This window comes from Rhizobium sp. OAE497 (assembly GCF_040546565.1).
Classification (GTDB): domain Bacteria; phylum Pseudomonadota; class Alphaproteobacteria; order Rhizobiales; family Rhizobiaceae; genus Rhizobium.
Genome location: NZ_JBEPOA010000002.1, coordinates 1,315,129 through 1,328,359 on the forward strand (window position 1 = coordinate 1,315,129; position 13,231 = coordinate 1,328,359).

Genomic DNA, 13,231 nt, shown 5'->3' on the forward strand with positions numbered 1-13,231 from the left:
TCCAATCCCCTTTTTCATCACCGATAACACGCCTGTTTCAAATTCTGTAGGCGTGGCAACCGTTTGAGTTCGTCCAAAATTTATTCATGCCCATGGATTGCGCAAAGATTTTTTGTAACCTAAATTGGCGCCAATTTTGGATACTATGCGAAACGAAGCCGTTTTGAAAGCCATGAAAAACACCGAAGCCGTCTGGGACATCGTCGAAGCCAAGAGCGAAGCCTTCGCCGCATTGAGCGATCGCATCTGGGATATGCCGGAGACGAATTACGAAGAGTATCGCTCCGCCGAAGAGCACGCCCGCCAGCTGGAAGCCGAGGGGTTCAGGGTCGAGCGCGGCATTGCCGGCCTGCCGACGGCTGTGATGGGTGAAGCCGGCGAAGACGGTCCGGTTATTGCCATTCTCGGCGAATTCGACGCCCTGCCCGGCCTGAGCCAGGTTGCCGGCCTAGCGGAAAAGCAGGAAGCAGTTACCAACGGCAACGGCCACGGCTGCGGGCACAACATGCTCGGCGCCGGCTCCATGCTGGCGGCTTCCGCCGTCAAGGATTTCCTGGCCGAGAACGGACTGAAGGGCCGCATCCGCTATTACGGCTGCCCGGCCGAAGAAGGCGGCTCGTCGAAGGGCTTCATGGTGCGCGCCGGCGTCTTCGATGATGTCGATATCGCCATCTGCTGGCATCCGGCAGCCTTTGCCGGCGTCAACAATCCGGTCTCGCTCGCCTGCAACGAGCTGAACTTCCATTTCAGCGGCCGCGCCTCGCATGCCTCGGCCACCCCGCACCTCGGCCGCAGCGCGCTGGATGCCGTCGAACTGATGAATGTCGGCGTCAACTATATGCGCGAGCACATGCCGTCGAGCGCGCGCATCCACTATGCCGTGACCGATACCGGCGGTTCCGCCCCGAATGTCGTGCAGGCCAAGGCAACGGTACGCTACCTCGTGCGCGCCCGCAACCTCCCCGAACTGCTGTCGCTGGTCGCCCGCGTCAAGAAGGTTGCCGAGGGTGCAGCGCTGATGACCGAGACCACGGTGCGCAGCGAAGTGATCAGCGGCGACGCCAATCTCGTCGGCAACGTGCCGCTCGAGGACCTGATGTTTGCCAATCTCCAGCGCCTCGGCGCACCCGTCTTCGACGATGCCGACCGCGAGACGGCCCGCAAGTTCCAGGCGACGATGAGCCCCGAGGACATCGCCTCGTCCTACGCCCGGTTCGGCCTGAAGCCGAAGAAGGACCAGCCGCTCTGCGAGGAAATCTTCCCGCTTTATGCCGGCGACAGCTCCATCGTCGGCTCGACCGATGTCGGCAGCGTCAGCTGGGTGGTTCCGACCGTGCAGATGCGCGGTGCCACCTACGCGATCGGCACGCCCGGCCATTCCTGGCAGCTCGTTGCCCAGGGCAAACTTCCGGCTGCCCACAAGGGCACGGAACACGCGGCGAAGGTCATGGCGAGCACCGCCATCGACCTGATCCGCAATCCCGATCTCATCGAGGCGGCCAAGGCGGACCTGAAGGGCCGCCTCGATGGGACGCCATTCGTCAATCCGATCCCTGACGACGTGCAGCCGCCGCTTCCCGAAAGGCAGGCGTCATGAACCAGCCGGGCATCCTCGAGCTTATCAGCTTCGGCCCCGACGGATGGGGCAAGGCGCTGCTTGCAGGCGCGTGGATGACCATTCTGATCGCGCTCGCAGGCTATTCGACCGGCGCCGTGATCGGTTCCTTCGGCGCATGGGCGAAAATATCGGGTGGCCGCGGCCTGAAGATCGCGGCTGATACCTATACGACAGTCCTTCGCGGCATCCCGGATCTGCTCGTCATCTACCTCTTCTATTTCGGCGGCAGCGCGGCGGTGACCGCGATCGGCAAGCTGTTCGGCGCCGAGGGCTTTCTCGGTTTTCCGGGCTTTCTGGCCGGCTCGCTTGCCGTCGGCGTCACCTCCGGCGCCCAGTTCACCGAAGTCTTCCGCGGCGCCTTCAAGGCGGTCCATCCCGGTGAAATCGAAGCGGCGATCGCCTGCGGCATGGGCCGCGCCCTGCGCTTCCGCCGCATCGTCGCGCCGTTGACGCTGCGCCATGCGCTCCCCGGCCTCGGCAACGTCTGGCAGGTGGTGCTGAAGGAATCCGCCCTCGTTTCCATCACCGGCGTCGCGGAGTTGCTGCGCCAGACGCAGATCGCCGCCGGCTCGACCGGCCTGCCCTTCGATTTCTACGTTATCGCCGGGGCGATCTACCTCGTCATCTCCACCGGCTCCGGCCTGTTTCTACGGCGTGCCGAAAAGCACTTTTCGCGTGGCGTGAGGAGAGGCTGATGGACTGGCAATTTCTGTTTGAAACCTTCGTCAGCCTGGTTTCAGCCATTCCGCTGACCGTCGAGCTTGCTGCCACCTCGATTGCGCTCGGCGCCGTCCTGGCGCTGGCCATCGCGCTCTGCCGCCTTTCCGGCAACAAGGCGCTCGAGTGGTTCGCCCGCAGCTATGTCTTCGTCTTCCGCGGCACGCCGCTGCTCGTCCAGATCTTCCTGCTCTACTACGGCCTCGGCCAGTTCCCGGCCGTTCGCCACAGCATCTTCTGGCCGTTCCTGCGCGAGCCCTATTGGTGCGCCGTGCTGGCGCTCACCATGAATACTGCCGCCTATGCCAGCGAAATCATCCGCGGCGGCCTGCTTTCGGTTCCCTTCGGCCAGATCGAAGCGGCCCGCGCCTGCGGCATGCCACGGCTGATGCAGTTCCGGCGCATCGTCATGCCGCTCGCCATTCGCCAGGCACTGCCGGGCTATAGCAACGAGATGATCTCAATGGTGAAGGCGACCTCGCTCGCCTCGATCATCACGCTGATGGAAGTGACCGGCGTCGCAGCCCGCATCATTTCGGAGACCTACCGGGCAATCGAGGTCTTCATCGTTGCCGGTGCCATCTATCTGGCGATCAACTTCCTGCTGACGCGCCTCGTTCATCTCCTCGAATATTGGCTGAGCCCGCATCTGCGCCAGCCCGTTCCCTATCATCCGGCAGTGAAAGCTGCGCCTGTACTTGAAGGAGACGCCCGATGACCGCGGCAACCGCTCTCAGCGTCAAGAACCTGCACAAGAGCTTCGGCAATGTCGAAGTGCTGAAGGGCATTTCGCTCGATGCCCATGAGGGCGACGTCGTCTCGATCCTCGGCTCGTCGGGCTCCGGCAAGTCGACTTTCCTGCGCTGCATCAATCTCCTGGAGACGCCGAATTCCGGCGAAGTGACGGTGGCCGGCGAGACGATCCGTATGACGCCCGACGCCAAAGGCGGCAGCCGCCCGGCCGACCGCAAGCAGGTCGACCGCATCCGCTCGCAGCTCGGCATGGTGTTCCAGAGCTTCAATCTCTGGTCCCACAAGACCGTGCTCGAAAACGTCATCGAGGCACCCGTTCACGTGCAGGGGCGCAACCGCGCCGAATGCATCGAGGAAGCCGAGGCGCTGCTTGCCAAGGTCGGCATTGCCGAGAAGCGCAATTTCTATCCGGCCCACCTTTCCGGCGGCCAGCAGCAGCGCGCCGCGATCGCCCGCGCACTCGCCATGCGCCCCAAGGTGATGCTGTTCGACGAGCCGACTTCGGCACTCGATCCCGAGCTTGTCGGCGAAGTGCTGCGCGTCATGCGCGCGCTCGCCGAGGAAGGCCGCACGATGCTGGTCGTCACCCACGAGATGGGCTTTGCCCGCGACGTCTCCAGCCGCGTCGTCTTCCTGCATCAGGGCGTCGTCGAGGAAGACGGCCGCCCGCAGGACGTCTTTGCCAATTCGCGCTCGGAACGCTTCCGGCAGTTCATCAGCAAATAATCTCTCAGCCCAAACCAAGAAAAGGGGAGCTAAAATGACAATTCTTTTGCGGGTTCTGACCGCAGCAGCCACAACGGCGGTTATTGCTACCGCAGGCATCGCCCATGCCGACGACAAGAAGTGGACGACGGTGACGATCGCCACCGAAGGTGCGTTCAAGCCTTACAACTTCACCAAGCCGGACGGCACGCTTGACGGCTACGAGATCGAGCTCACCAAGTATCTGTGCGCCCACATGAAGGTCGAGTGCAAGGTCGTCGTCCAGAACTTCGACGGCATGATCCCGGGCCTGAATGCCGGCAAGTTCGACGCCATCATCTCCGGCATGTCGGCGACCGCCAAGCGCGAGGAAGTGATCGCCTTCAGCGATTCCTACGGCTCCACCGGCCAGGCTTTCGCCACCTCGAAGGAAAGCGATCTGGCAGGCCTGCCTGAAAAGGGCCAGGTCTTCTCGCTCGCCAGCGACGAGGCTGGTGCCGCCGCCGAGATCGACAAGATCAAGCCGGCGCTGCAGGGCAAGACGATCGGTGTGCAGACCGCTTCCACCGCCGCCGCCTTCGTCGACAAGTACCTGAAGGGCGTCGTCGAAGTGCGCGAGTACAAGACAACGGAAGAGCATGATCTCGACCTCAAGGCAGGCCGCGTCGATCTGGTGATGGCCTCGATGGCCTATCTCACCACCGCTTCGCAGAAGCCTGGCAACGAAGACATGACGACGACGGGTCCGCGCTTCCAGGGCGGCTTCCTCGGTCGCGGCAGCTCGGTCGGTCTGCGTAAGGACGATACCGCGCTGAAGGCGATGTTCAACGAAGCAATCGCCGCCGCCAAGGCAGACGGCACGATCAAGACGCTGTCGGAAAAGTGGTTCGGCTTCGACGTTACGCCGAAGTGAGGCCCTGACGCTTTGCATTCTCAGAACCCGGCGACGCGCAGCCTCGCCGGGTTTTCTTGTTTTCAGCACAATCTGTAGTGACAGCGCGATGCTGTCATACTATAAGTCCCTGCAGCGACTCATGAAGGAGGATCGTCACGATGCGAAATCTCGGCACAACACAACGCTGAACAGCGGTGCCGATTGGGCTCGTCTGTTCGGCCCGCTTCCCATCCTACGATCCTGACAGATACTGCCCTGGAGGGCACTCATGTTTCGTCGCTTCTTCTCTTACTATGCGCGTTACAAGCGCTTGTTTTTCCTTGATTTCGGCTGCGCCGTCATTGCCGGCCTCCTGGAACTCGGCTTTCCGCTTGCCGTCAAGCTCTTCGTCGACGAGCTGCTTCCCGGCCGTGACTGGGGGCTGATCGCCGCCGTCGCGGCTGCACTTCTCACGGTCTATGCCGTCAATACCGGCCTGATGGCTGTGGTCAACTATTGGGGTCATGCGCTCGGCATCTCGATCGAGTCGGACATGCGCCGCCAGGCCTTCGATCACATCCAGAAGCTGTCGTTCAGCTATTTCGACAACAACAAGACCGGCCATCTGATCACCCACGTCACCAAGGATCTCGAAGAGGTGGGCGAAGTCGCCCATCACGGTCCCGAGGACGTGTTCATCGCCATCATGACCTTCATCGGCGCCTTCATCCTGATGTTCACAGTGCATTGGAAGCTGGCGCTGCTGACGACGACGATCGTGCCGTTCATGACCTGGCTCGTCAGCCGCTACGGTGCCAAGATGACGGTCACCTGGCGCAACCTGTTCCGCAAAGTCGGCGACTTCAACACCCGCGTTCAGGAAAGCGTCGGCGGCATCCGCGTCGTCAAGGCCTTCGGCAACGAAGGCTATGAGAGCGAGCTCTTCGCCCTCAATAACGAGGGCTACCGCGAGACCAAGCTCAGCGCCTATCGCTATATGACGGCGAGCATTGCGCTCAGCTATCTCAGCACCCGGCTGGTGCAGCTGGTCATCATGGTTGCCGGCACCTTCTACGTCGTCAATGGCGAGCTGACCTATGGCGGCTTCGTCGGCTTCCTGCTGCTCGTCAACGTCTTCTTCCACCCGATCGACAAGATCACCTCGGTGCTCGAAATGTATCCGAAGGGGATTGCCGGCTTTAAGCGCTTCATCTCGCTGATCGACACCGAGCCGGATCTTGCCGACCGTCCGGATGCCGTCACCGTCAGATCGCTGCACGGCGATATCGCCTACAAGGACGTCTCCTTCGGCTATTCCGATCACGGCAAGGTGCTGGACAAGCTGAACCTGACGATCTCTGCAGGCGAGACCGTCGCCTTCGTCGGCCCTTCGGGCGCCGGCAAGACGACGATCTGCTCGCTGCTGCCGCGCTTCTACGATGTGACATCGGGCGCCATCACCATCGATGGCATCGATATCCGCGACATGACGCAGGCCTCGCTGCGCAGCCAGATCGGCATCGTGCAGCAGGATGTCTTCCTGTTCGGCTCGACCATCCGTGAGAATATCGCCTATGGCCGTCTCGGCGCATCGGATGCGGACATCATGGAAGCGCTCAGGCGCTCGTCGCTCGACGAGTTCGTGCGTTCGCTGCCGGCAGGCCTGGATACGCCGACCGGCGAGCGTGGCGTCAAGCTCTCGGGCGGCCAGAAGCAGCGCCTGGCGATTGCCCGTATCTTCCTGAAGAACCCGCCAATCCTGACCCTCGACGAAGCGACTTCGGCGCTGGATACGGCAACGGAATATGCGATCCAGCAGGCGCTTTCGGAACTGTCGGAAGGACGCACGACACTGGTCGTCGCCCACCGCCTGGCCACCATCCGCAATGCCGACCGCATCGTGGTGATGGGTCCCCGCGGCATCGAGGAGCAAGGCACGCATGCCGAGCTTCTCGCCCGCAACGGCGCCTATTCCCGCCTGCACAACGCCCAGTTCGGCGCGGTCGCCTGACGAAACGCCCGGCGCGCTTCAGGACATCTGCTGCCTGAAGCGCGCCGGCGGCACCCCACGCCTTGCCTTGAATGCCTTGCCGAAGGCCGCCTCCGAGTCATAGCCGACCTCGGCGGCGATGTCGGCGACCGTTCGGCGGGTGCGGATCAACAGGTCGCTGGCGAGCGTCATCCTGAGATCGGTCACGAAGCCCGCCACCGTCATCCCCGACGTTTCCTTGAACTGTCTGGCATAGGTGGCGCGCGACATAGCGCTGAGCGAGGCCAGCCGGTCGATCGTCCAATCCTCAGCCGGGTTCGCGATCACAGCCTTCAATGCCCGCGAGAAGCGGGGATTGGCGATCAGCGCCAGGAGACCCGCGGTGCCGAGCGCGGCCGTATTCTGCGCCCTCAGCGCCATCGTCAGCAGCGCCAGACAGATCGCCGTCGCGATCGTCAGCGCGCCGGCTTCCTGATGCATCGCCTCGTCGCGCAGGATGCCGACGAGCAGCTTCAGCGTCTCCTCCGATTGCGCTCCGGCAAGCGAGGCATGAAAGACATCCGGCAAGGTATCGAGCAGCAACGACGACCCCGTAGCCGAATCGAAATGCCCGCAGAGTAGATCCACATCGGGCACTCCCTCCCCGTTCTCGCGCACCGGCAGCATGCCGTCATGTATCAACCGCACCGGGCGCGGCCCGGCACCGCTCTCCCGGCCGACAATCAGATGCGCCTCGCCGCGCGGCAGCATGAGGAAATCCCCTGCGGTCAGCTCGACCACCCGCCGGTCGGGAAGCCGCAGGCGGCAGCTGCCGGACAGGACCACATGAAACGGGATGACGCCGCGGCCGGCCGGTTCGTGGTCGATCTCGAAGGCGCCCTCAAGGCGGCAGCGAATGTCCAGACTGGTGCGAAGCCCGGCAAGATCGATAAGGCGGCTGAGAATATCCATGAGACGATCGCGCTAGAAATTGAACTTCTGAAGCATTCATCGGATCGAACGAAAAGTCCATATTTCATCTCAACAGACAGCGAGAGAGCTGCTGCAGCTGATGGAAAGGCAAAGTCATGTTGAACTGGAAAGAATATCGTAGCCAGCTGATCGCCCGGATCGGTGAATTCGGCAAGACCGTTCCGGAGACGGTGAAGGGCTACCAGACGCTCTCGACCGCCGGGCAGAAGACGAATTACCTGGATGCGAAGCATCGCGAGCTGATCGCTCTCGCAGTCGCCGTCACGGTGCGTTGCGATGGCTGTATCGCCGTCCATACGACCGAGGCCCTGAAGCAGGGCGCGACCAAGGAGGAAATCTCCGAAGCGCTCGGTGTTGCGGTGGCTATCAATGCCGGCGCCGCCATGGTCTATTCTGCCCGCGTTCTCGACGCCGCCGAGGCGATCGCCAAGTAAGTGCATTCGACGATGCGGGAGGCGCGCCGCCTTCCGCTCCCCTGATGAAGCGAGGTCATGGCAATGCAAGCTGCAGACATTCCGGCAAGGACCGGTTTTCAGATGCCGCGCGTCCCGGCATCCTTCTTCGGCATGGTGCTCGGCATTGCCGGGCTCGGCAATAGCTGGCGGGCGGCCGCCTCCGTCTGGGGCCTGCCGGCCGCACCGGGCGAGATCCTCAGCCTGCTGGCAGTCGCCGTCTGGTTCGTCGTCAGCGTTCTCTACGGCCTGAAGTGGCTGAACGCCCGCGGCGAAGCGCTGGCGGAGCTGGAGCATGCGGTGCAATGCTGCTTCGTCGGCCTCGCCGGTGTCGCGACCATGCTCGCAGGGCTCGCGCTGCTGCCCTATTCGCGGCCGGCGAGCGAAATCCTCTTTGCCGCCGGCTTCGTCTTCACCTTCGCCTTCGCCCTGTGGCGGACCGGGGCCTTGTGGCAGGGCGGCCGCGACGCCACCACGACGACACCGGTCCTCTACCTGCCGACGGTCGCAGGTTCCTTCGTCAGCGCTATCGTTCTCGGTGCGCTCGGCTTTCAGGAGCTCGGTCAGCTCGCCTTCGGCGCCGGTTTCTTCGCCTGGCTGGCGATCGACTCGGTCTTGCTGCACCGGTTGCTGACGGCACCGGAACTTGCGGTACAGCTGCGCCCGACGCTCGGCATCCAGCTTGCCCCTCCGGCCGTCGGCAGCGTCGCCTATCTCAGCGTCAATGGCGGAATGCCGGATATGCTGCTTCATGCGATGCTGGGTTACGCCATCCTCGAGGCCGCCATCCTGTTGCGCCTGCTGCCCTGGATCACCAAGCAGCCCTTCGCCGGTTCCTACTGGGCCTTCACCTTCGGCGCCACGGCTCTGGCGACAGCCGCCATCCGCGTCGCAAGCCACAGCAGCGATGCGGCTCTCCAGGGCCTTGCCGTAGTGATCTTCATCGCCGTCAACGCCATCGTCGGCTTTATCGCGATTGGCACGCTCTGGCTCATCGCCCGCGGCAAGCTTCTGCCTGCCGCACAGCCGAAGGCCAGCTGACGCATCGAACTGTCGCAGATCTGCGACAGTTCCCCTGCGGCATGGAATGGGCTGCTTAATTAAGCAGAATTGCAATGAGACGGTATTTGCCCCAGACTGCGGTCTACGTTCCGTGGGAGGAGCAGATGCACGAATTCACAGCGCATGCCGACCATGTCTATACGTGGGCGCAGCAGAACTCTGCCGCCGCCAGCTCCCCGATCGTCGCCTCCTGGCGCCGCTGCATGGACAAGCATCAGCTGACCCCTGAAGAGAAGCGCGCACCGGTGCGCCTGACCGAGCAGGAATTCCGCCTCGCCCGCGAACAATCCGAGCAGTTGATCCGCGACGCCAGCGACGAGCTCGACAAACTGTTCCTGACGGTCGGCAAGGCGGGATGCTGCCTGCTTCTGACCTGCCGCGAGGGCGTCGCCTTGGAGCGGCGCGGCGCGAGCGCCGACGACAAGGAATTCAACGACCTCGGCCTCTGGACCGGCTCGGTCTGGACCGAAGCGAGCATCGGCACCAACGGCATCGGCACGGCGCTCGCCGACGAGCGCTCCGTCTCGATCTTTCGCGACCAGCACTTCCTGTCCTCGAATATCAAGCTCAGCTGCACCACGGCGCCAATCCGCGACCATCGCGGCCAGCTGGCCGCCGCGCTCGACATCTCCACCTGCCGCGACGACGTCAACGAGATGACCCTGTCGATCCTCGCGCAGGCTGTGCGCGACGCGGCGATGCGCATCGAGCTCAACATCTTCCGCAGCGCCTTTGCCGGTTCGCGCTTCCTGATGGTGCCCTCCGGCACCAATTCGGCGGCAGCCCTGCTTGCCGTCGACCGGCACGACCTCGTGCTCGGTGCCACCCGCGCTGCACGGCTGGCACTCAAACTCGACGACCGCCGGATCGCCGCCGGCATCCCGGCCGCCGATGCGCTACAGGAAAGCCGCCCGGCTGACGGCGAGGAAGCGTTGATGGATGCCGAGCGCGCCGCTCTCCTCAGGGCGCTGACACGCACCAACGGCAATGTCTCGCAGGCGGCTGCCAATCTCGGCATGAGCCGCGCCACGCTTCACCGCAAGATGAAGCGGTTGAACCTCCACTGAGGGCTCCCGCCTGTCGCAGCGCTGCGACAGTGTGCAGTGCGGCATTGCTCCGGGCGGGTATTTCGAAAAGCAAAAGACGAGCAGATTTCCTCCACCGGTTCGCTCCTGAACCAGGCATCATCAAGGGAGGATGACATGCTGCATCAGAAAATCGTCGAGTCGCCGTTCAAGCTCAAATACGGCAACTATATCGGCGGCGAGTGGCGCGAGCCGATCGGCGGCAAATATTTCGACAACATCACGCCGGTCACCGGCGGCAAGCTCTGCGAAATCCCGCGCTCCGACGAGAAGGATATCAACGCGGCCGTCGACGCCGCCCATGCGGCCAAGGACAAGTGGGGCCGCACGGCACCCGGCGAACGCTCCAATATCCTGATGAAGATCGCCCAGCGCATGGAAGACAAGCTGGAGCTTCTGGCACAGGCCGAAACCTGGGACAACGGCAAGCCGATCCGCGAAACCATGGCGGCCGACATTCCGTTGGCGATCGACCATTTCCGCTACTTCGCCTCCTGCATCCGCGCCCAGGAAGGCTCGATCGGCGAGATCGACAATGACACGGTCGCCTATCACTTCCACGAGCCGCTCGGCGTCGTCGGCCAGATCATTCCCTGGAACTTCCCGATCCTGATGGCGGCCTGGAAGCTTGCGCCGGCGCTTGCCGCCGGCAACTGCGTCGTGCTGAAGCCCGCCGAACAGACCCCGGCGTCGATCCTCGTCTGGGCCGAACTGGTCGGCGACCTGCTGCCGCCGGGCGTGCTCAACATCGTCAACGGCTTCGGCCTCGAAGCCGGCAAGCCGCTGGCGACAAGCCCGCGGATCGCCAAGATCGCCTTTACCGGCGAGACCTCGACCGGCCGGTTGATCATGCAATATGCCAGCCAGAACCTCATCCCCGTCACGCTGGAACTCGGCGGCAAGTCGCCGAACATCTTCTTTGCCGACGTGATGGCCGAGGATGACGACTTCCTCGACAAGGCGCTGGAAGGCTTCGCGATGTTCGCGCTGAACCAGGGCGAAGTCTGCACCTGCCCGAGCCGCGCCCTCGTTCAGGAGTCGATCTATGACCGCTTCATGGAAAAAGCCGTCAAGCGCGTGGAAGCCATCAAGCAGGGCAACCCGCTCGATAGCGCGACGATGATCGGCGCCCAGGCATCGAGCGAGCAGCTGGAAAAGATCCTCGCCTATCTCGATATCGGCAGGCAGGAAGGCGCTCAGGTGCTGACCGGCGGCGCCCGCAACGATCTCGGCGGCGAGCTCGCCAGCGGCTATTACGTCAAGCCGACGATCTTCAAGGGCCACAACAAGATGCGGGTCTTCCAGGAAGAGATCTTCGGCCCGGTCGTCTCCGTCACCACCTTCAAGGACGAGAAGGAAGCGCTCGAGATCGCCAACGACACGCTCTACGGCCTCGGCGCCGGCGTCTGGACCCGCGACGGCAACCGCGCCTACCGCTTCGGCCGCGAAATCCAGGCCGGCCGCGTCTGGACCAATTGCTACCACGCCTACCCTGCTCACGCGGCCTTCGGTGGCTACAAGCAATCGGGCATCGGCCGCGAGACCCACAAGATGATGCTCGACCACTACCAGCAGACCAAGAACATGCTGGTGAGCTACAGCCCGAAGGCGCTTGGGTTCTTTTGAGAAGGACGTCGGCGGGAGGGGCGAAGTCCCCTCCCCAACCCCTCCCCACAAGGGGGAGGGGCTTAGGTTCAGGCGCCGCCTCATCCCTCAGCGGCATCCGCGCGGATGAGAGGTTAATGTGAGGCGATACGCGTGCAGCAAACTAGCCCCTCCCCCTTGTGGGGAGGGGTTGGGGAGGGGTTTTCCCTCCTCATCCACGGGAGGAACAACATGGAAGAAACAATCAACGGCGAACCGCGCGTGCTTGCGACCGACGCCGCAATCGACCTGATCGGCGAAATCCGCGCCGATCATCCGGATATCCTGTTTCATCAATCCGGCGGCTGCTGCGATGGTTCATCGCCGATGTGCTATCCGGCTGATGAGTTCCGGGTGGGGGAAACAGATGTCAAACTCGGCGAGATCGCCGGCGTCCCGGTCTATATCAGCGGCAGCCAGTTCGAAGCCTGGAAGCATACGCAGCTTATCATCGACGTGGTGCCCGGCCGCGGCGGGATGTTCTCGCTCGACAACGGACGCGAGAAGCGCTTCCTCACCCGCTCGCGCATCTTCGGCGGCGGCGAAGCCTGCGCCATCCCGGATATCGGCCGACGCGCTATTTGAACGACAGATCGAGCACGCGGCCTTCGAACAGGCGGTCGCGGGAGCCTTCGAGATGGGTCTGCATCAGGTTGCGCGCATCATCGGCGCGGCCTTCGGCGACCGCCCGGTAGATCTCGTTATGCTCGTCGTAGACCTGCTCCAGCCCCTGGCGCGGGCCGAGCAGCGACAGGCCGTGCAGATGCATGCCGACGGCGATATGCGGCTTCAGCGCATCGAGCGAGGCGGTGTAATAGTGATTGTTAGCGGCCTCGGCGACAGCGCGATGGAAGACGAAGTCGGCGTCGCTGCGGTGCAGCTGATGGCTCGTCGCTTCCCGGAGATCGGAGAGTGCCGAGGCGATCTTCTGGATCGCCTGTTCGTCGCGCCGCTTGGCGGCGAAAAAGGCAGCGGCCGGCTCGATCGTCAGGCGGAATTCATAGCAGCGCTGGATATCGGCGATCGTCTTGACCGGCGAATAGGCAAGCTGCGTCGTCGGCGAACCATGGGCGCTGACGAAGGTGCCGGCGCCCTGGCGGGCGTAGACGGTGCCCTGCTCGCGAAGCTTGGCGAGCGCGTCACGCACGATCGGCCTGGAGACGCCGAGCATCGATGCGAGTTCATGCTCGCCCGGCAGGCGTGAATCCGGCGGATAGTTGCCGGCGCGGATGCGCTCGAGGATCTGGTCGAAGACGCGGTCGACGAGTTTCACCGCCTTGCCACGCTCGGGCTTTGCAGCCGGACCGTTACCCGCATTCAGCGATGCGCCATTTGCTTCATCCACACCCATTCTCCCCG

13 protein-coding genes are annotated in these 13,231 nt (G+C 63.5%); 11 read left to right on the plus strand and 2 right to left on the minus strand.

The features are described 5' to 3' along the window. The first annotated feature begins 172 nt into the window (after positions 1-172). From ABIE40_RS25680 to ABIE40_RS25705, 6 genes are all read left to right on the plus strand, one after another. Positions 173-1,597, plus strand: coding sequence for a M20 family metallopeptidase (locus tag ABIE40_RS25680; RefSeq protein ID WP_199625281.1), 1,425 nt, complete (start codon positions 173-175; stop codon positions 1,595-1,597). After that, positions 1,594-2,313 carry an ABC transporter permease gene (locus tag ABIE40_RS25685; protein ID WP_199625282.1) on the plus strand — a complete coding sequence of 240 codons (720 nt, stop codon included), beginning with the start codon at positions 1,594-1,596 and terminating at the stop codon, positions 2,311-2,313. The genes ABIE40_RS25680 and ABIE40_RS25685 overlap by 4 nt, the downstream gene beginning before the upstream one ends. After that, complete coding sequence (locus tag ABIE40_RS25690; RefSeq protein WP_199625283.1) at positions 2,313-3,053, plus strand: ABC transporter permease; 741 nt, start codon at positions 2,313-2,315, stop codon at positions 3,051-3,053. The genes ABIE40_RS25685 and ABIE40_RS25690 overlap by 1 nt, the downstream gene beginning before the upstream one ends. Then, entirely contained in the window at positions 3,050-3,814 is a 765-nt protein-coding gene (locus ABIE40_RS25695) for an ABC transporter ATP-binding protein (RefSeq protein WP_199625284.1), read from the plus strand. The genes ABIE40_RS25690 and ABIE40_RS25695 overlap by 4 nt, the downstream gene beginning before the upstream one ends. Before the next feature lie 34 nt (positions 3,815-3,848). Continuing rightward, on the plus strand, positions 3,849-4,706 hold the full coding sequence (locus ABIE40_RS25700) for a transporter substrate-binding domain-containing protein (protein WP_199625285.1): 858 nt from the start codon (positions 3,849-3,851) through the stop codon (positions 4,704-4,706). Between the two features lie 250 nt (positions 4,707-4,956). Then, positions 4,957-6,678 carry an ABC transporter ATP-binding protein gene (locus ABIE40_RS25705; RefSeq protein ID WP_199625286.1) on the plus strand — a complete coding sequence of 574 codons (1,722 nt, stop codon included), beginning with the start codon at positions 4,957-4,959 and terminating at the stop codon, positions 6,676-6,678. 18 nt (positions 6,679-6,696) lie between these two features. Here the strand turns inward: ABIE40_RS25705 and ABIE40_RS25710 are convergent, their stop codons facing one another. Next, positions 6,697-7,608, minus strand: a complete 912-nt coding sequence (locus ABIE40_RS25710; RefSeq protein WP_199625287.1) for an AraC family transcriptional regulator — start codon at positions 7,606-7,608, stop codon at positions 6,697-6,699. Between the two features lie 116 nt (positions 7,609-7,724). On the opposite strand from ABIE40_RS25710, the gene ABIE40_RS25715 reads away from it, so the two are divergent. The 5 genes from ABIE40_RS25715 to ABIE40_RS25735 all read left to right on the plus strand — a co-directional run bounded on the left by ABIE40_RS25715 (position 7,725) and on the right by ABIE40_RS25735 (position 12,457). Then, a complete protein-coding gene (locus ABIE40_RS25715) occupies positions 7,725-8,063 on the plus strand; it encodes a carboxymuconolactone decarboxylase family protein (RefSeq protein ID WP_199625288.1) in 339 nt (112 codons plus the stop codon). A gap of 57 nt (positions 8,064-8,120) precedes the next feature. Further along, positions 8,121-9,122 (plus strand): dicarboxylate transporter/tellurite-resistance protein TehA, encoded by a 1,002-nt coding sequence (gene tehA / locus ABIE40_RS25720; protein WP_199625289.1) that lies wholly within the window; start codon positions 8,121-8,123, stop codon positions 9,120-9,122. A 125-nt stretch (positions 9,123-9,247) separates the two neighbouring features. Further along, positions 9,248-10,210, plus strand: coding sequence for a helix-turn-helix domain-containing protein (locus ABIE40_RS25725; RefSeq protein ID WP_199625290.1), 963 nt, complete (start codon positions 9,248-9,250; stop codon positions 10,208-10,210). Between the two features lie 135 nt (positions 10,211-10,345). Continuing rightward, positions 10,346-11,854 carry an aldehyde dehydrogenase gene (adh, locus tag ABIE40_RS25730; RefSeq protein ID WP_199625291.1) on the plus strand — a complete coding sequence of 503 codons (1,509 nt, stop codon included), beginning with the start codon at positions 10,346-10,348 and terminating at the stop codon, positions 11,852-11,854. A gap of 210 nt (positions 11,855-12,064) precedes the next feature. Then, positions 12,065-12,457 (plus strand): DUF779 domain-containing protein, encoded by a 393-nt coding sequence (locus ABIE40_RS25735; protein ID WP_199625292.1) that lies wholly within the window; start codon positions 12,065-12,067, stop codon positions 12,455-12,457. Here ABIE40_RS25735 and ABIE40_RS25740 read toward each other — a convergent pair. Continuing rightward, positions 12,450-13,217, minus strand: a complete 768-nt coding sequence (locus tag ABIE40_RS25740; protein WP_199625293.1) for a FadR/GntR family transcriptional regulator — start codon at positions 13,215-13,217, stop codon at positions 12,450-12,452. The genes ABIE40_RS25735 and ABIE40_RS25740 overlap by 8 nt on opposite strands. Positions 13,218-13,231 lie beyond the last annotated feature (14 nt).